Raw genomic sequence first — 17765 nt, 5'->3', positions numbered from 1 at the left:
TCCTAAAGGCGATATATCATTAATTATGTCAAATATCGCTCAAAAGCGTTTTTGTGCTAAGTGTTATAAAATGTTCTATAATTTATATTATGTAAAATAGAATTATTTAAAACCCCTACTTTATATAAAAACTACGATTAAATCTTTAAACTGGATAATCCTGCGTCTATTGGAAAAACATGTCCTGAAATTGCTTTAGAAGAATCTGATAATAAATAAGCTGCTAATTCGGCCACTTCTTTTGGTTGGAGATATTGTTTTAAAGGATGGCGCATCATCATCGATTCACGTTGCTTATCATTACGCAATAACTTTTCTGCCAATTGTGTATCCGTAACTGTTGGCGCAATACAATTAAATCTAATCTGTGTTGCATATTCTGCAGCCAAAGATTTTGATAATCCTTCTACGGCAGATTTACTAGCCGATACGCTCGAATGAAATGGCATTCCTAATTTTGTGGCTACGGTACTAAATAAAACAACACTTCCTGAACCTTGCTTTAAAGCTTTTGTATATTCTTGGATACAACGCACAGCTCCAAGCACATTAATTCTAAAATCTACATTAAAAGCTTCCATATCAAGCCTTTTAAACGGTTTTAACTGAATACTTCCTGGACAATATACCAATCCGTTTAACGCTTCAATCGTCGGTAATTCATCTGTAAGCACATCTAGATTATGGTGTGTTAGATTATTATGTAAAATAGGTTCACTTCTACTAAAATTTATAATTTTATGTGTTTCAATAAGTAATTCTATAATGGCTTTCCCTATTCCTTTACTTCCGCCAATAACTAATATTGTTTTCATAATATCTTTATTTTATCAATTGATATAGTTACAATCTTATAAAAGTGTTTAATTAACTAGATTATTTATCATTCCTTTGAAGACAAAAGCATGAAATGGCAATACAGAATACCAATATAAACGTCCCCAAATTCCTCTTGGTCTAAATACAGCTCTTTGATATAACTTCCCTTTTGCTATCTTAAATTCCAACCAAGCTTCTCCTGGAAGTTTCATTTCTGCATATAGCAACAAGCGTTTTTCTTGTTTATCAGCTAATAAGACCCGCCAAAAATCCAATGCATCTCCAGCTTCTAAGTAATGATCGTTTGTTCTGCCACGTCGGAGCCCCACTCCTCCATAAATTTTATCAATATAACCACGTATTTTCCAAAGCATATTATAACTATACCATCCATTTTTTCCGCCTATAGACCAGATTTTATCCATTGTATATGCTTCGTCATGAACTTCTCTAACTCTAAGGTCCATAAAACAACCATATTTTGGAACCTGAATGTGTTGACTCAACTGATCGTGAAATAAACCACTGCTAATCGCATCTTTCCAGCTAGAAACAACTTCATTTTGCTCAATCTTTTGAAAGGCTAAAACTACAGCTACTTCATAAGAAGAAGGATCGATATCTAATATCGAATTTATATCGCTTGGTTTGGCTATCACTTCTACTTTCATGCTATCAACCAAGGCTTTTGCTAAATTAAAAGAGGTAGATGTAACAAAATACAACCAATAAGAGGATAGTTTTGGGGTTAAAACGGGTAATGTAATTATATAGCGCTTAAAACCACGGATTTCCGCAAATTTTAAAAGCATTTCTTTATAAGTAAGAATTTCTGGTCCGCAGATATCGAAAGATTTGTTATACACTTCTTTACGGGCAATAGCTTTCTCTAAAAAGTTTAATACATCTCGAATTCCTATAGGCTGTGTTTTAGTATTTAACCACCTTGGAGCTACCATTACCGGTAGTTTCTCTACAATATCCCTTATTATTTCAAAGGATGCGCTTCCACTTCCTACAATAATCCCAGCTCTAAAGGTGGTCAATGCATATGTTTCTGAAGCTAATGTTTCTTCTACCTTTAGTCTAGATTTTAAATGCTTTGATAAAGTAGCATCATTTACAATTCCACTTAAATATAAGACCTGCTTACAGTTAGTTTGTTGTAATAACGTTTTGAAGTTTTTAGCACATTGTTCTTCTAAATCACTGAAATTATTTGTGGCAGCACTCATAGAGTGAATCAGATAATAGGCAATATCAATATCTTTAGGAATAATTACATTTTCTATGTTTGTGAAATCAACTTTCAGAAATGTAATCTGCTTATTATGAGTCATATCATCTGGAATCCTATTTAGGTCTCTAACACAACAAACAAGATTATGCCCAGCATTTATAAGCTTTGGCACTAGCCTCTTTGCTATATATCCCGTGGTTCCAGTGATTAGAATCTTCATAACGACAACTTATTTAGTATAATGTCATTATAAAGTTACAAAATTGTTTAACTAAATTATCAAAAAAGTTAAACAAAATAGTTTAATGTATGAAAATCATAGATTAAACTATTTAGGTTTAAGAATTATACGTTATAAACAAATGCTCTATACTTTAAAAGCGCCACAAAAAAAGCACCTCCTAAAGCATTTCCTAATAATGCTAAACTTTGAAATTTAAAATAATCATAAAAATGAATATTTGGAGAGCTTAATAAACCAGAAAAGACTTCGATATTTCCAATAATACTATGGTGAAGCCCTGTAAAGGCCATCATGGAAGTGATTACATAAATAATAATAATTCTACTAACGGTGTCTTTAGAAGATGTAATGAGCCAAGATAATAATCCCATTAACCATCCTGCTAACACAGCACTAGATACAATTACGAGTCCGCTGAAATCTGTTACATGCTCCCCTATTTTATTAATTGTAGCTGTATCGAAAATACCTAATTCCGGACCTATCCAACTTAAAAACAAGGCTATAATCCATCCTCCAACTAAGTTTCCTATTATTACAAGTCCCCAAAGTCGCATTAAGCTTCCTACGGAATGTTTTTTGTTAAGTACTGGTAATGTAAGTAGTGATGTTTGTTCGGTGAATAGAATCGATTGCCCCAGAACGACTAATATAAATCCTATCGGATATACTAAAGCTATTATTTTAAAAAGCGAATCTTCGGCTACTTTTCCATCAAAAAAATAAAAAACAGAGCAGATCATTAAAAAGCTAAAACCTATTTCAAGTCCCGCTGCTAAGGAGCTCAAGAGAATACTGCTAGTACTTCTTTTGTATATTTCTTGTCCTTCGCAGATCTGTTCTACCAAAATCTCACCATGACTCTTTGCAGAATTATCATCGGATTTCTTAGAATTATGCAGCTCATTATCAATATCTTCTTGTTTCTTCTTCTCTTCTTCGCTCATGTTTTATATTTAGATGGCTTGGAACTAAATGTAGTATTAGTTTACATGAAAATTAAATAAAAGATTGTTAAAATTATAAAAAGGGTAGAGATATGAATCAGAAATTGAAATATCTTTAAGTAACCAACTTAACACACTTATTGATGTCTATCGAAATTATATATGTTTTTGCAGTATTACTTCTCGTCGTGATATTTTTTGCTTTTGAAATTTTCCCGGTAGATAAAATCGCCTTTTTTATAATCGTAAGCTTATTATTATTTGGAGTGATTTCACCTGAAGAAGCGGTAAGTGGGTTTTCAAATAGCGCCACAATTACAGTTCTCTGTTTGATGATTATCGCCATTGCTTTGGAGCAAAATGGAATTATTAACTGGCTGGCAAACGGACTCAAAAGATTCAAAACATTACCTGTTTTACTGCTGATTCCTGTGTTTATGACTATTTCTGGAACTATTTCAGCATTTATAAGTACCACAGCCGTGGTAATTGTATTTATTAAGATTCTAACAGAGCTTTCCATAAAATATAATATTCCACGCTCCAAACTGTTACTTCCTATTTCTTTTGCGGGAATTTTAGGAGGGAGTTGCACTTTAATGGGGACATCTACGAATTTAATAGTGAATTCTGTAGCTGCAAAATTTGGAGCAGAACGCTTTACTTTTTTCGAATTTTCTGAATATGGACTTATATTTCTAGCTATCGGAATTGTATTTGTAACACTAACTTCTTTCCTCCTTCCGTGGGATACTTCTAATAATTTGAATAAAGAATATGAATTGGATCAATATCTTACGAGTATAGAGTTTGATGCTTCTTCAGAATTAATCGATAAAAAGATTATGGATACTTTTTTATTTGATGATCCCGGAATTTCATTATTAAAACTCACTAGGAATGGTATTTCCAATAAATCGCCAGGAAAATATATCACCTTAAGAAAAGGAGATAAGCTCCTACTCTCTTGTAATATGGATAGCTTGGTGAAAATTAAAGATACAGAAGGGATTATCATCAATAATTATAAGGTTTCCAACGATCAAACTTCAGATGATGAAGAAAATAGCAATGAATTTGATTCTAAGCAGAATGCTTTTGTAGAGTTATTAATGCTTCCTGGAGCTCCACTATTAAAGCGTTCTATAAACGAATTGAAAGGAAAAATGATCAATGGAGGTTTACCATTGGCGATAAAACGAAGAAAGAATATTCAGAATGTAAAGGATAAATTATTAAATACAAATCCAGATAGGATAAAACTCAAAGTTGGCGATCGTTTATTGGTAGAGGTTCCAAAAGATCGTTTGGCAGACTTTTCTACGATAGATAATATGGCTGTTTTACAAGAACACACTTCTTATGCATCCGTTCCAAACTATAAAAAAGTACTTACTCTTTGTATCCTTTTAACTGTAATTGGTTTAGCAGCATCGGGAGTGCTTACTATTTTGGCGAGTTCTTTAACAGGATGTTTCCTTCTGCTGATGTTTAATTGTACAGAGCTCAGCAAAGTATATCAAAATATAAACTGGGAGATAATTTTCTTATTAGCGGGAATGATTCCCTTAGGAATTGCAATGAATAATAGCGGCGCCGATGTTTGGGTTTCTACTCAGTTATTAGAATTAATTTCTGGAAAGCAGCCTACCATTATCATCGGACTCATCTTTTTATTTACCATGCTTTTAAGTGGAATTATCTCCAACAATGCCACGGCAATAATAATGACTCCAATAGCTATTTCATTAGCCACAGCCAGTAATTTACCACTGAAACCTTTTATACTAGCTGTACTATTTTCGGCAAACTTTAGCTTTTTTACACCTTTAGGTTACCAAACAAATACACTTATTTACGGACTCGGACTTTATAAGTTCAAGCACTTTTTAATTATTGGAGGAATATTGTCTATAATCTTATGGATTGTAGCCTCGCTCCTACTCGGAAATATGCTCCCCGATGCGTAAATAAGTGCTCTGATTGGATTTAAATGTTTTTAAGCGTCTCCCCTTGCTGGATATCCAGTTTTATTTACGTAGCTAATCGCATTTAGAACATCTTTAAATTCAGGTCTAGCAAACGGCATAGACTGTAAAGAACATGCGTATAATGTTTGGTCTGGAAGAATTAAAAACAATCCAGGCTCAAAAAATGTTTTCGGCTCTTTGTCTGAAATACCATTAGAAACATAAAGACCCCATTCTCGAGCCTCTTCAATACTCATTCCATATCCAAGAGTTAACCCCGGAATTCTCCATTTTTCTGTAGTTTCAATAGCAAGCTCTTTAGTATTTGCACTTACAGCAATTACATTCACTCCGCGTTCTTTAAAATCTTCTAGTTTCTTCGCTAAATCCTCCAAATAGTTTTTACAAACTGGACAATGTAAACCTCTGTAATAAACAATCATCGTAAAATTCTCTCCTAATTGAGAACTCAACTCCCATTGATCACCATTTGTTAATGCTACTTTTAAATTAGGTACTTTCTTTGTTGGAATTAACATACTATACTTTTTTATTTAATTTGATTATCTAATGAACTTACACTAAAAGCAATAGAAATCAACAGACTAAACCCCATTTAACATATAATTAAGGGTAATTTGTAGGGCATAAAGAACGATTTAACAATCCTGAATATATAAGTCCAGAATTTCTATCCTCTTAAAATAGTGCTTTAAAAATTACATTTTCTTTATAAGTAGCCTTTCTTTCTACGGAAGATTTGGTAGGTTAAGTTTATAATTTTAATTTACGGAGCTATAAAACTAAAACTAATGATAAAAACTACACAACCCCTCTTAGTGCTACTTATTGCGCTGTCATTTTCATGTAAAAAAGCAGAAAATCCGACCCCTAAATCATCCTTATCAGAAGCTGAAATTACAGAGAAGGCAAAAGCCATTCAGCAAGAGGTAATCACGCTAGACACACATTGTGATTTCAATGTTAATAATTTCACAGATTCTATTAATTACACACAAAACCTAAATACACAGATTACGCTTCCTAAGATGAAAGAAGGTGGTTTAGATGTGGCTTGGTTCATCGTTTACACAGGGCAAGATTCACTAACAGAAAGCGGTTATAAGAAAGCTTATGAAAATGCAATGGCTAAGTTCAATGCAATCCATAAGTTATGTGAGGAAATAGCTCCTAATGAAATCGAATTGGCTTTAACTTCTGATGATGTTAGAAGAATTCATAAAAAAGGTAAAAAGGTGGCTATGATTGGGATTGAGAATGGATATCCTATCGGTACAGATATTAACAATGTTAAGAAATTTTACGATCTGGGAGGCCGTTATATGTCGCTTGCTCACCAAGGTCACAGTCAGTTAGCAGACTCTAATACAGGAGAGAAAGATGATACATGGCCTAATAATGGTTTAAGTGAATTAGGGAAGCAAGTAATTGCAGAAATGAATAAATATGGAATGATGATCGATGTTTCTCATCCTTCAAAAGAAGCTATGAAACAGATGATAGCGCTTACCAAAGCTCCAATTATAGCATCTCATTCTTCTGCTAGAGGTTTAAGTGATCACAGCAGGAATTTAGATGACGAGCAACTAGCGTGGCTTAAAGAAAATGGTGGCGTAGTACAAACTGTAGCTTTTAGGCCGTATGTAAATGTTATAAAAGACAGTATTTATAAGTCAAAATTAGAGGCTTTTAAGAAAGAAGCTAGAGCTAAAGCGGGTTATACAGAAGCAGAGCGTAAAAATGCTTTAGGTTTATCTGAAAATGATAGTGCCCTTTATTTTGGTAAATATGAAGATTTTAAAAAGGGACTAGCAGAAAAAGTGGCTGCTTTTGAGGCAAGTGAAAACCCTGTTGATGTTGCAGATTTTGTAGATCATATTGATTATTTAATTGAAAAAGTTGGCATTGATCATGTTGGAATTAGCTCCGATTTTGACGGTGGCGGAGGAATATATGGATGGAATGATGCTTCTGAAACTTTGAATGTTACAAAAGAGTTAGTTAGACGTGGTTATAGTAAAGAGGAAATTGAAAAATTATGGAGTGGAAACCTACTTCGTGTTTTAGATGAAGTACAAGAAGTAGCCAAAAAAATACAGGAGGAAGCTTAATGTTTACAAGCTTGATCATTAATTTCTTACTAAGATCGAATAAAGCAACGGTTATTTAGAAATAAACATACCTTTAACAACTTTAAAGCACCGAAACTCGTCTCGGTGCTTTATTTTTGTATAAAAATCAAACAAATGAATATCAAGAATTTTAGACTTATCAGTATATTAGAAGGGATTTCTTATTTATTATTATTCGGAATTACGATGCCATTAAAGTATTTAATGGATATGGGAGGTCCAAATAAAATTGTAGGTTACATACATGGAATCCTGTTCGTTACGTATGTAGTAATGGCTTTCGTATTTTTTAAAAGACTAAAATGGTCGTATAAAACCTTATTTATTGTTTTACTGTGTTCTATTATTCCATTCGGTACATTTTGGATGGAAAAGAAGTATTTGCATCCTGATAAAGTGCAAGGAAATTAGATTTCTGCCGACTAAAAGTTTGTTTTAATCGTATAAATACAAAAGACCTTAAAATGAAAAGTAGTTTTAAAGATATTATAGAAGTTAATAAACCTGTATTGATAGATTTTTATGCCGATTGGTGTGGCCCTTGTCAAACAATGATGCCTGTTTTAGATGAAGTAAAACAAGCTATGGGAAACAATATCAATATTATTAAAGTAAATGTTGATAAGAATCAAGAATTAGCAGGCAGATTTCAAGTTCGTGGAGTGCCTACTTTTATGATTTTTAAAGACGGAGCTTCAGTTTGGCGTCAATCGGGAATGATTTCTAAAAATGACTTGGTAAAAAAACTTACAGAACATTTATAATTCTTCCGTGGAAGGAATGTTTTTTATAGTCGCATTAAAAGTAATCTTATAATTCGGAACCCATTAATTTGTTGCCAAGCGTAACGATTTCATAAATTCTTATTAAAACGCAAAGTTTACTTCATCAGCATCGTTAATTTTAGTAATTTTAAGAAGGTTACTTCAAGAGAAAGAATTGAAGGAATATTAACTTCACTTTCGTGAATAAATACTAATAACTATGCAGATAAATTTTGAATACGACAACGTAGCTGCAAGCAGCCGTTTAGAAGAATTGACAACAAAAAAAATCAATAAGCTTTTAGATAAGTATGATTTTATGGTTAGAGCTGATGTATTTTTTAAGACAGAAAATACCTCTTCTAAAAATACTGGGAAAATATGTAACATTCGTGTGAGCGTTCCTGGACCAAGATTATTCGCAGAAGCATCTCATGAGATATTCGAAATGTCTATAGCAGAAGCCACTGACGATCTCGATAAACAACTGAGAAAGAAGAAAGAAAAAATGCAGGCTAAACAATAAAAATAACATTACGTGGAAGAGATGAGTATCATAGCAACAGACGACCGACAAATAACATTTATATTCGACCCTAGCACAAAACTAGGTCGAGAATGCCAAGCGTATGCAGTTTCTTCGGAAGCAAAAGTACTGGCGATCGATTTAACTAAGACTAAAATTGCAGATACCGAATGGGTAGAAATTGCAAATAGAGTTGGAAAAACCGTTCCAGAACTTATTTCTAAAGAACACCCAGCATTTACAAACTTATTTGGTGAAAACGTCGAATTGGACGATACAGATGCATTAAAAGTGTTGAATAAGCACCCAGAAACATTAGTATATCCAATAGCTATTAGAGGAGATAAAGCGGTTATGGCACATACCTTTTCTGATATATTAAAACTCATTAAACCAGACTCTTCCGACATTAATATACCATAAGGTATTATGTGAAACATATATAAAAGCGAATCTTAAGCAATTAGGATTCGCTTTTTTAATTTGTAAAAGAGCTAGTATTACTGCTTCTCTTTCAATTTTTTATCGATAATCAACAAAGCATCATTTACTGTTTCCATATTATTCATATCATCATTTTCAAGCATGATATCAAAAGTGTCTTCTACATCCAATACAATATCTACTAGATTTGCCGAGTTGATATTAAGTTCTTTAGTAAAATTACTTTCCGCAGTAATATCGTTTACAGAGACATCTTCAGGGAGATATACCTTTACGATATCCTTTAACTTTTCATAATGTTCGTTATTCATAGCGTAGGAATTATTTTATATACTTTTTAAAGATAGCACATGCATTTACATCACCAAAACCAAAGCTAGCTTTTGCTATAATATTTGACTGGTATGATATTGTTTTTTGCAAAACCTGCTTATGCTCTACTATTTCCGCTATTTCAGGATGCAAGTCTTCGCAATTAATATTTCCAAAAATCTTCCCTTCTTTAAATTGTAATACGGTAGCCACACTTTCAATACTCCCCGCGGCAGCCAAGCAATGTCCAAACATGCTTTTAAAAGAATTTATATACGGAAAATCTTTTCCTTCGCGCTCTAATGCCATGCTCCAGTTTTCAATTTCGAGCGAATCCTTTGCAGTTGCAGTAAGATGTCCGTTGATAGCATCAATATCATTACTCCTAATGTTAGCATCTTTTATAGCATCAGTAATACACTTTTGTACTGCGATACTATTTGGAGCCGTCATAGTCCCCTCTCCCCTTTGTCCGCCGCTATTAACATTACCTCCGAGAATTTCGGCATAGATTGTTGCATTCCGTTCCAACGCACTTTCTAAAGATTCAATCACTAGGGCTCCAGCTCCACTTCCTGGAACAAATCCTGCTGCACTTTCACTCATCGGGCGACTTGCTTGCGTAGGATTTTCATTAAATTTTCTTGGTAAGATTCGCATTGCATCAAAACCGCCCCATACATAAGGCCCACTGTCGGAACAGCTTCCCGTTAATATTCGTTTAGCTTTTCCCAATTTAATACGTTCATAGGCCATTAAAATACCTTCTGTGCCAGTCGTACAGGCAGACGAATTGGTTGTGACTAGATTTCCTGCTCCTATAATACCACCTAAATAGGCGCTTATACCACTCGCCATTGTTTGTAAAACGGTAGTGCTTCCCAATCGCCTTACATTGCCTTGATCTATTAAGTGGATGGAGTCTCTAAACTTATCTACTCCTAAAATTCCGGTTCCAAATATAATTCCATCATCCCAATTAGGAGCATCGCCCTCCAAATACTCCAATCCAGCGTCTTTCCAAGCATCAGTCCCTGCAATCACTCCATATACAATTCCACTAGCATTGAGTCCTCGAAGCTGTAAATCTGTAAAATATTCCTTTAATAACTCCTGACTAACAGTTGGTTTCCCAGCAATTTGACAACCGAATTTCAAATCTGATAGTTCTTGATGAAAAGTAATTCCACTTTCTCCATTAACGAGCGAATTAGTAAAGTCATCAAGCCCTATCCCATTAGGAGCACATACGCCCATACCTGTTATAACAACTCTATTTTGCATCCGTATTATATTTTATCATCCCTGCAATCGTTCCTTTACAAACGAGTTCCTCTTTTTGATTATACATTTTTACTTCGCATTTTAATTTATGAAAGCGATAATATATTTTTGAAGAAGTAACACGAACCTTTTCCGAAGGAAGCACAGGCTTATAAAACTCCATTTCAGAACTACTAAGTCCAATAGCAAGTGAATCATTTTCTATCAAAGTATTGGTTGACATGAAGTTATATAAACCCATACAAATCAATCCAATTTGCGCACAACATTCAGTTAGAATAACTCCAGGGGTTACAGGATTTTTTTTAAAATGTCCTTTATAAAAATAAGCTTCTTTAGAGAATGTGTAAGTTCCTTCTACAGTGTTTTCAGAGATATTATTTATTTGATCTACAAATAAAAATGGCTCTTGATATGGTAGGTTTTCAAGGATGTTTTTTATGATTTGCTCCTTTCTCATAGTTCAGAATATGTTTACAGAAGACTCTCGCCTCCGTCTGCTTTTATTATAGTTCCAGTAATCCATTTAGCTTCTTCTCTACAAAGTAGTGAAACTACATTCGCAATATCTTTAGGGGTGGTTAATCGTCCATTTGGATTCCTTTCGATAGCATTCTTCTTTAATACATCGCTTCCAGGAATCATTTTAAAAGAATTCGTTTCTGTAATTCCCGATTGTATACAATTCGCTTTAATACCTAAAGGAGCAAATTCTAAAGCCATATTTCTATGAATAGCCTCTAAAGCAGCTTTGGCAGCAGATACCGCCGCATAATTTGCCCAAGCTCTAGCATTCCCTTCGCTAGTAAAAGAGAGAATACGAGTGTCTTCTGCAAAGAGATTCGCATCAATTATCAACTTTGTCCAATCGTACACACAAATTGCCATGGCATCTATTGTTAGATGAAAGTCTTGATTCTTTAAGGTTGTAGTATCATCAGAAATCATAGGTTTTAAATTCCCTTTTGCAATACTATTTACAAGCACTTTTATTTGTCCATTCTTAATTAATTCTTTAATTTTTTGAACGGTGCTATTTCTCTTTTCTGTATTAGTAGCATCAATATTAAAATTTTTAAAATGAATATTGTGAGAACGGATTTTATCAAATTCCGATTCAATACTAGGGAAATCAGACTTCCTATCTCTATGAACAATAATGATATTATAGCCATCTTCTGCAAGCCTTTTTGCTGAAGCGAGTCCTAAGCCACTACTCCCTCCAAGAATTAGCGCCCAGAATTGAGGTTTTTTATTTAAATACTCTTTCATAATTTTCTTTTTTTACCATTCTAACAATACCCTTTGTGCAGAAAATCCTGGACCAAAACTTAGAACCAAACCTTGTTCTCCAGGTTGAATGTCCTTCTCCATAAAGCGTTCTAAAACATATAGAACCGTTGCGCTACTCATATTACCATAAAGGCGAAGTGTCTCTCGTGTATCATCTATATTCTTACCAAGTTTACCAAATAGTTCTTCTACAGTTTGCACAATTTTCTTTCCTCCCGGATGAAAAATAAGATGGTCTACTTTTTCAATTGAAGTTCCATGTTTTTCTAAAAATGGATGTATGATTGAAGGGAAATGAGCTGCAATAGTATCTGGAACAGCTGGATCGAGAATCATTTTTAACCCATCATTGGTTAAATCAAAACCCATCATATGAGTTGCATCTTTAAAATGATACATCTCTTCTCCCATTATTTTTGGACCTATTGCATTTTCTTCAGAAGAAAGCAACACACAAGAAGCTCCATCACCAAAAATAGCAGCACTTACCATATTTGCCATCGAATAATCATCTAACTGAAAAGTAGCAGTTGGACTTTCAACAGCAACAATTGCAGCACGTTTACCAGGATTGGATTTTAAGAAATTAGAAGCATAGATAAGTCCGCTTACACCAGCGGCACAACCCATTTCTGTAACGGGAAGTCTAACAACATCTTGGCGTAACCCCAAGTTATTAATAAGATACGCATCTAGAGACGGAATCATAATTCCTGTGCAGCTAACAGTTATAATATAATCCAAAGAAGCTGCTTCCCAAGAAGCATTATCTAAAGCTTTTCTAAGCACATTTGTTCCTAGTTTTTTTACTTCTCGGATATAAATATTGTTTTTGTCTTCAAAAGAAGTGTTTGTAAACACATCTTCAGCATCCATAATAGCATAACGCTTATCTACCGCAGCGCCTTCAAAGATCTTAATAACCTTACGTCTAAATCGCTCCTCTTGATTTGCTAACCAAACTTCAACTAAAGGCAAAATATCTTCCGTTTTACGCTGAAAAGCGGGTAATTCTTTGGCTACAGTTACTATTTTCACTTCTTTCATAAACTTAAATTGATTTGGTTCTAAGTATTACCCATAAATATCGGAATGCCCACTTCCATTTAATAATATTGGTTGTATCTGGTAAGTTATTTGCGAAATCTTGTAAATCGGACTTTATAAAGCCGCTTTTTATGGAAATTAAACCATCTTCTTTAGCTATTTTGGTCTTTATAAAAATAGCACTAAACAATTTAAATAGATAATAAGCGAGTTTACTTCTCTGTAAATCATTAATAACGACCCCAATTTTAGCAAGCTTTAGAAACTGATTCAAAAAAATAGGAATTTGAGGGTTTTTAAAATGATGCATGGTAAGCGTACATAATAAAATATCACATGGAAAATCTTTAGAATCTAACTTTAAAATATCTTGACAAGAATATGAAATATTGGAATATTCTTCAGATAACTTTCTAGCGATTTCAATCCCTTTTTCGCTTAAATCCACTCCTTTAAGTGTTAAAGTGATTTTCTTATTACTGAAGTATTTTGCAATATCCCTAAGCATTTTTCCATCACCACATCCCATATCTACAATTACATAATGATCTTTAGGATACTTTTGCATGAGTGTTTTTATTGCTTTAATTGTTATTTTATTCCCACTTAACAATCGGTTTACAGTAGACAAATCTTTTAAAACTTCTTGAAGCATGGAAGCGTCTAAGTTTGGATTGTCCATCGATTCTGGATCTTCACATCTTTTTGAAAAGTTAAGCATCATAAAATTGGTTTTCCATGTGTTTGTTTAATCATTTTGTTCAGCAACCACGGAGAATTAGTAATTAATTTCATGCTTGCAGGGGCGATATGATTATTTAGAAGTATCTTTTGGAGCTGCCTTCCCATCCATAATCGAGATTTAAATTGTTTATTCCACTCTTTCTGATAACTTCTCTCTAATTCATTACGATTAAAGCTATTATTCTTAAAAAATATATCAATTAATTCCGAAGCAATTTTAGCGCTATGTATAGCCATTGCCATTCCGTTACCACAAAGAGGATGAATCAATCCAGCTGTATCTCCACACATTAAAATATGATTGTAAACACTTTCTTTTTCTGAAAATGAAATCTGCGCGATACTCATTGGGTGTTCAAAAATGGGTTCAGCATCTTTTAGAAAGGTTGCAAGATTTTTATTCTTAGAAACTATGTCTTTATTAAACTCTTCAACTCCGTTTACACATTTAAAGCTTTTATAAGTAGTTAAGTAACAAAAATTAACGGCTCCTGTTTCTGTTTTAGACAATCCGCCATATCCACCTTTAAAACTATGTAAAGCAACCAAATCATCTGGGAAAACATCATATTTATAATGCGCTTTGATTCCCAACCATGAAGATTTTTTATTTATAAAGCTTCTATCCAGTTGTTTATCTAAATAGTCTCTTTTCCCATACGCTCCAATAGCAATTTTAGAGTTATAGGTGCCTGATTTTGTGGTGACTTGAAAAGTATTTGAATTAAAAGTTACCGATTTAACCACTTCAAAAAGAAAGTCTACATTATTGGAGATTGCTTTTTTATAGAGTAAATCATCAAAGGCATATCTGCTGATACCAATACCTCCCAAAGGAAGCTTAGTTTCAATGCCACTCCCGTTTTCTGTTGTTATTTGAAGTCTTTCAATTGTTTTTGTCTCCATATTTTTAATAGAAACATTCAAATATTCTAAATAAGGAAGAATTTCATTCGAGACATATTCCCCACATACTTTGTGATGAGGAAAAGTATTCTTCTCAAAGACAAGCACGTTATAATTCAGTTTTGATAAGTGAATAGCTGCTGTTAAGCCCGCCAATCCCCCACCAATTATAATTACATCATATATTTGTGTCCCAACTATTTTTCGCACGTAATTTGCCTTATTTGAATTACTTAAATATAGTGTAAAAAAAATCCCGAGAATTATATTTCTCAGGATTTTATAGCGTTTAGAAATCAATTATTCTATTTATTTCTTCCAACTGTCTTTAAAAGCAAAATCTTCTTGAGGAACGCGTGTTCTTTCACTTTTTTCCATATCTAGCAGATTATCATTTAATTTACTAAAGTCTCCACCGTAATATCCTAATGCAATAGCCGTAGAAACGTGGTATCCTTTTGGAATTTTAAAAACTTTTTGAGCTTTCTCCCAATCGATTCCGGCCATTTGATGCACTCCTATATTCATGTATTGTGCTTGTACGCACATATTCCCTACCGCAAGTCCTAAATCGTGTAATGCATGAAAATTAGGTTTTCCATCATCGGTATTTTCTTTATAAGCTGTAATCATTAATAGAGGAGCATTTACCACCCAACTTTTATTAAAATCACTTAAGCAATCTACTATTTCATCATAGGTGTCACTTCCTTTTTCAGCATACATAAACCGCCAAGGCTGCATATTATTAGAGCTTGGCGCCCATCTAGCAGCTTCAAAAAGCTGTTTTATTTCGCTTTCAGGTAATTTGTCTTCTTTAAACACTCTTGGGCTCCAGCGCATTTTTAAGAGCGCATAGATCTCATGATTTGTTTTGGCAATTTTATCTAAATGTAATTGTTCTAATGGTGTCATAGTTATTTTTTTATGATGCTAGTTTTTCTTTAAAATCGTTTATAATCCCTCCTTTAAGGATTAAATTAATTTGACGTTCACTCATTGTATGTTTCACAAGAAATTCTTCTTCCTTATTTTCATAGGAAACAATAACCCGAATAGGGTTTCTATTTTGAACATCTTCTTTTAAGTTTTTAAATGTTACCATCGCATTTTGATGGATTTTGTCATAATCATCAAGATTGATAAATTCTAGTGGTAAAATCCCGAAATTGACAAGATTCTGCCATGCTATACGGGCATAACTCTTAGCAATTACAGCTACTTGACCTAAATATTTTGGTGCTATTGCAGCGTGCTCTCTACTACTTCCTTGAGCATAATTTTCTCCAGCCACCACTATATGTCCGCCATACTGATTCTTAGCTTCCATAGCGCGATCGTAGAATGTTTCGTCGATTACAGTATATGAAAACTTGCTGATTTCTGGAATATTACTTCTAAATGGCAATACCTCTGCTCCTGCTTTTAAAATTTCATCTGTAGAAACATTATCTTTCATTTTTAAAACTACAGGAATTTTGTAACTATCTTTTAAAGCTTCAATGTGTGGTAGCGCCTTAATATTTGGTCCCTTTTTAAGACTCAAATTCTCCCCATTTTCTGGAGGAGCAACCAACATATCTGTATTTATAATATCCATTTCGGGAGCCTTATAAATAGGATATTTCATATTGTATAGTTTCTCTATATCTCTAGGATCTGTAATTTTCCCTGTCAATGCTGAAGCTGCAGCAGTTTCTGGACTACATAGGTGTACTTGATCGTCTTTGGTTCCAGAGCGATCTGGGAAGTTACGAGGCATCGTACGCAAACTAATCGTTCCGCTTGCAGGAGCTTGTCCCATTCCGATGCATCCCATGCAACCTGATTGATGAAATCTAGCGCCAGCTTTTATCAAATTAGCAAAAGCTCTATTATCAATCATATTCTGAATAATTTGTCGTGAAGTAGGATTGATATCAAAAGACACTTCCGGATTTATAGATTTATCTTTTACAATAGCTCCGGCTATCCAAAAGTCTCTTAATCCAGGGTTTGCAGAAGATCCAATTACTACCTGACTAATACTTTTCCCTTCAACTTCTCGTACAGGAACTACATTCCCAGGACTAGTTGGTAAAGCTATAAGAGGAACTAATTCATCTAGAATAATTTCATCTTTAGAATCATACTCACAGCCTTCATCAGCAATTAATTCCTTCCAATCATCTTCTCGATCCTGAGATTTCAGAAAGCGTTTGGTTTCTTCATCACTAGGAAAAACCGTTGTTGTGGCCCCTAATTCGGCACCCATATTGGCAATAACATGTCTATCCATTGCGCTTAGGTGTTGTAATCCATCACCATAATATTCTATGATTTTCCCGACGCCACCTTTAACATCATAACGTCTTAACATCTCTAGAATTACATCTTTTGCGCTGACCCAATCAGGGAGTTTTCCGGTTAGCTTTACCCCCATGACTTGAGGCATTTTAACAAAATAAGGCTGACCAGCAATGGCAGCAGCCACATCTAGCCCACCAGTACCAATAGCTAGCATCCCTAAAGAACCAGCTGCTGGGGTATGACTATCTGAACCTACTAAAGTTTTACCAGGTTTACCGAAACGCTCCATATGAACAGGGTGGCTCACTCCATTTCCTGGACGGCTATACCATATTCCGAATTTTTGAGCTGCAGAATGTAGAAAGAGATGATCATCTGCATTTTTAAAATCTGTTTGTAAAAGGTTGTGGTCTACATACTGAACGGCAACTTCTGTTTTAGCAGTATCTAAACCCATGGCTTCTAATTCAAGTTGCACCAATGTTCCCGTGGCATCTTGAAGTAGCGCTTGATCTATCTTAATTCCTATTTCACTCCCTGGAGTCATCTCTCCTTGAAGCAAATGTGACTTTATGAGTTTCTGAGCTACATTTAAGGGTTTATCCATTAGTTGAATTTTTAGGTTTATTTGATTTATCTAACCTATAAGTTACAATTGTTTTAAGAGGTAACCATATGTTTTAATGGACTTTAACGAGGATTAAGATTTTTTAACAGAATCAATTCAATGTAAAACAAAAAATCCGAGCGCGAACTCGGATTTAATGATTGTTAATGTGTTTG

The 17765-nt window shown here is 34.0% G+C and carries 19 protein-coding genes; 6 read left to right on the top strand and 13 right to left on the bottom strand.

What is annotated here, in order from left to right; all coding sequences use genetic code 11:
- Positions 1-137: 137 nt before the first annotated feature.
- From JM658_RS06170 to JM658_RS06160, 3 genes are all read right to left on the bottom strand, one after another.
- A complete protein-coding gene (locus JM658_RS06170; RefSeq protein WP_236958373.1) occupies positions 138-815 on the bottom strand; it encodes an SDR family NAD(P)-dependent oxidoreductase in 678 nt (225 codons plus the stop codon).
- A gap of 48 nt (positions 816-863) precedes the next feature.
- Positions 864-2279: an SDR family oxidoreductase gene (locus tag JM658_RS06165; RefSeq protein ID WP_236958372.1), complete on the bottom strand. Its 1416-nt coding sequence runs from the start codon at positions 2277-2279 to the stop codon at positions 864-866.
- Positions 2280-2404: 125 nt separating this feature from the next.
- On the bottom strand, positions 2405-3250 hold the full coding sequence (locus tag JM658_RS06160) for a formate/nitrite transporter family protein (protein WP_236958371.1): 846 nt from the start codon (positions 3248-3250) through the stop codon (positions 2405-2407).
- Positions 3251-3393: 143 nt separating this feature from the next.
- Here JM658_RS06160 and JM658_RS06155 point away from each other — a divergent pair, with 143 nt between their 5' ends.
- A complete protein-coding gene (locus tag JM658_RS06155) occupies positions 3394-5220 on the top strand; it encodes an SLC13 family permease (protein WP_236958370.1) in 1827 nt (608 codons plus the stop codon).
- A gap of 29 nt (positions 5221-5249) precedes the next feature.
- Here the strand turns inward: JM658_RS06155 and JM658_RS06150 are convergent, their stop codons facing one another.
- Positions 5250-5759, bottom strand: a complete 510-nt coding sequence (locus tag JM658_RS06150; RefSeq protein WP_236958369.1) for a peroxiredoxin-like family protein — start codon at positions 5757-5759, stop codon at positions 5250-5252.
- A 273-nt stretch (positions 5760-6032) separates the two neighbouring features.
- Here JM658_RS06150 and JM658_RS06145 point away from each other — a divergent pair, with 273 nt between their 5' ends.
- The 5 genes from JM658_RS06145 to JM658_RS06125 all read left to right on the top strand — a co-directional run bounded on the left by JM658_RS06145 (position 6033) and on the right by JM658_RS06125 (position 9086).
- Complete coding sequence (locus tag JM658_RS06145) at positions 6033-7352, top strand: dipeptidase (protein ID WP_236958368.1); 1320 nt, start codon at positions 6033-6035, stop codon at positions 7350-7352.
- 135 nt (positions 7353-7487) lie between these two features.
- Positions 7488-7784 (top strand): DUF3817 domain-containing protein, encoded by a 297-nt coding sequence (locus JM658_RS06140; RefSeq protein ID WP_236958367.1) that lies wholly within the window; start codon positions 7488-7490, stop codon positions 7782-7784.
- 53 nt (positions 7785-7837) lie between these two features.
- Positions 7838-8137 carry a thioredoxin gene (gene trxA, locus JM658_RS06135; protein ID WP_236958366.1) on the top strand — a complete coding sequence of 100 codons (300 nt, stop codon included), beginning with the start codon at positions 7838-7840 and terminating at the stop codon, positions 8135-8137.
- A 220-nt stretch (positions 8138-8357) separates the two neighbouring features.
- Positions 8358-8663: a ribosome hibernation-promoting factor, HPF/YfiA family gene (hpf, locus tag JM658_RS06130; protein WP_236958365.1), complete on the top strand. Its 306-nt coding sequence runs from the start codon at positions 8358-8360 to the stop codon at positions 8661-8663.
- A 21-nt stretch (positions 8664-8684) separates the two neighbouring features.
- On the top strand, positions 8685-9086 hold the full coding sequence (locus JM658_RS06125) for an arsenate reductase family protein (RefSeq protein ID WP_236958364.1): 402 nt from the start codon (positions 8685-8687) through the stop codon (positions 9084-9086).
- Between the two features lie 77 nt (positions 9087-9163).
- On the opposite strand, the gene JM658_RS06120 is transcribed toward JM658_RS06125, so the two are convergent.
- From JM658_RS06120 to JM658_RS06080, 9 genes are all read right to left on the bottom strand, one after another.
- Positions 9164-9418, bottom strand: a complete 255-nt coding sequence (locus tag JM658_RS06120; RefSeq protein ID WP_236958363.1) for a phosphopantetheine-binding protein — start codon at positions 9416-9418, stop codon at positions 9164-9166.
- Positions 9419-9428: 10 nt separating this feature from the next.
- Entirely contained in the window at positions 9429-10703 is a 1275-nt protein-coding gene (locus JM658_RS06115) for a beta-ketoacyl-[acyl-carrier-protein] synthase family protein (RefSeq protein ID WP_236958362.1), read from the bottom strand.
- Entirely contained in the window at positions 10693-11163 is a 471-nt protein-coding gene (locus JM658_RS06110; RefSeq protein ID WP_236958361.1) for a 3-hydroxyacyl-ACP dehydratase FabZ family protein, read from the bottom strand. Before JM658_RS06110 ends, JM658_RS06115 begins: the two co-directional genes overlap by 11 nt.
- 14 nt (positions 11164-11177) lie before the next feature.
- Entirely contained in the window at positions 11178-11975 is a 798-nt protein-coding gene (locus tag JM658_RS06105; protein ID WP_236958360.1) for an SDR family oxidoreductase, read from the bottom strand.
- A gap of 12 nt (positions 11976-11987) precedes the next feature.
- A complete protein-coding gene (locus JM658_RS06100) occupies positions 11988-13043 on the bottom strand; it encodes a type III polyketide synthase (protein WP_236958359.1) in 1056 nt (351 codons plus the stop codon).
- 4 nt (positions 13044-13047) lie between these two features.
- The gene (locus JM658_RS06095) at positions 13048-13767 is read right to left on the bottom strand and encodes a methyltransferase domain-containing protein (RefSeq protein ID WP_236958358.1); all 720 of its coding nucleotides are present in this window, start codon (positions 13765-13767) and stop codon (positions 13048-13050) included.
- Positions 13764-14903 carry an NAD(P)/FAD-dependent oxidoreductase gene (locus JM658_RS06090; RefSeq protein ID WP_236958357.1) on the bottom strand — a complete coding sequence of 380 codons (1140 nt, stop codon included), beginning with the start codon at positions 14901-14903 and terminating at the stop codon, positions 13764-13766. The genes JM658_RS06095 and JM658_RS06090 overlap by 4 nt, the downstream gene beginning before the upstream one ends.
- A gap of 99 nt (positions 14904-15002) precedes the next feature.
- Positions 15003-15608, bottom strand: a complete 606-nt coding sequence (locus JM658_RS06085) for a nitroreductase family protein (RefSeq protein WP_236958356.1) — start codon at positions 15606-15608, stop codon at positions 15003-15005.
- A 10-nt stretch (positions 15609-15618) separates the two neighbouring features.
- The gene (locus JM658_RS06080) at positions 15619-17589 is read right to left on the bottom strand and encodes an aconitate hydratase (protein WP_236958355.1); all 1971 of its coding nucleotides are present in this window, start codon (positions 17587-17589) and stop codon (positions 15619-15621) included.
- Positions 17590-17765 lie beyond the last annotated feature (176 nt).

This window comes from Joostella atrarenae (assembly GCF_021764745.1).
GTDB classification, from domain to species: Bacteria; Bacteroidota; Bacteroidia; order Flavobacteriales; family Flavobacteriaceae; genus Galbibacter; species Galbibacter atrarenae.
This window is presented reverse-complemented; position numbering and strand designations above follow the sequence as displayed.

What these genes read in the sequence shown, in the direction of transcription:
- JM658_RS06140 (WP_236958367.1), top strand. Translation starts at nt 7,488, where the DNA reads ATGAATATCAAGAATTTTAGACTTATCAGTATATTAGAAGGGATTTCT.
- JM658_RS06125 (WP_236958364.1), top strand. Translation starts at nt 8,685, where the DNA reads ATGAGTATCATAGCAACAGACGACCGACAAATAACATTTATATTCGAC.
- JM658_RS06170 (WP_236958373.1), bottom strand. Translation starts at nt 815, where the DNA reads ATGAAAACAATATTAGTTATTGGCGGAAGTAAAGGAATAGGGAAAGCC.
- JM658_RS06115 (WP_236958362.1), bottom strand. Translation starts at nt 10,703, where the DNA reads ATGCAAAATAGAGTTGTTATAACAGGTATGGGCGTATGTGCTCCTAAT.
- JM658_RS06120 (WP_236958363.1), bottom strand. Translation starts at nt 9,418, where the DNA reads ATGAATAACGAACATTATGAAAAGTTAAAGGATATCGTAAAGGTATAT.
- JM658_RS06110 (WP_236958361.1), bottom strand. Translation starts at nt 11,163, where the DNA reads ATGAGAAAGGAGCAAATCATAAAAAACATCCTTGAAAACCTACCATAT.
- JM658_RS06085 (WP_236958356.1), bottom strand. Translation starts at nt 15,608, where the DNA reads ATGACACCATTAGAACAATTACATTTAGATAAAATTGCCAAAACAAAT.
- JM658_RS06080 (WP_236958355.1), bottom strand. Translation starts at nt 17,589, where the DNA reads ATGGATAAACCCTTAAATGTAGCTCAGAAACTCATAAAGTCACATTTG.
- trxA (WP_236958366.1), top strand. Translation starts at nt 7,838, where the DNA reads ATGAAAAGTAGTTTTAAAGATATTATAGAAGTTAATAAACCTGTATTG.
- JM658_RS06100 (WP_236958359.1), bottom strand. Translation starts at nt 13,043, where the DNA reads ATGAAAGAAGTGAAAATAGTAACTGTAGCCAAAGAATTACCCGCTTTT.
- hpf (WP_236958365.1), top strand. Translation starts at nt 8,358, where the DNA reads ATGCAGATAAATTTTGAATACGACAACGTAGCTGCAAGCAGCCGTTTA.
- JM658_RS06165 (WP_236958372.1), bottom strand. Translation starts at nt 2,279, where the DNA reads ATGAAGATTCTAATCACTGGAACCACGGGATATATAGCAAAGAGGCTA.
- JM658_RS06160 (WP_236958371.1), bottom strand. Translation starts at nt 3,250, where the DNA reads ATGAGCGAAGAAGAGAAGAAGAAACAAGAAGATATTGATAATGAGCTG.
- JM658_RS06155 (WP_236958370.1), top strand. Translation starts at nt 3,394, where the DNA reads ATGTCTATCGAAATTATATATGTTTTTGCAGTATTACTTCTCGTCGTG.
- JM658_RS06095 (WP_236958358.1), bottom strand. Translation starts at nt 13,767, where the DNA reads ATGATGCTTAACTTTTCAAAAAGATGTGAAGATCCAGAATCGATGGAC.
- JM658_RS06105 (WP_236958360.1), bottom strand. Translation starts at nt 11,975, where the DNA reads ATGAAAGAGTATTTAAATAAAAAACCTCAATTCTGGGCGCTAATTCTT.
- JM658_RS06145 (WP_236958368.1), top strand. Translation starts at nt 6,033, where the DNA reads ATGATAAAAACTACACAACCCCTCTTAGTGCTACTTATTGCGCTGTCA.
- JM658_RS06150 (WP_236958369.1), bottom strand. Translation starts at nt 5,759, where the DNA reads ATGTTAATTCCAACAAAGAAAGTACCTAATTTAAAAGTAGCATTAACA.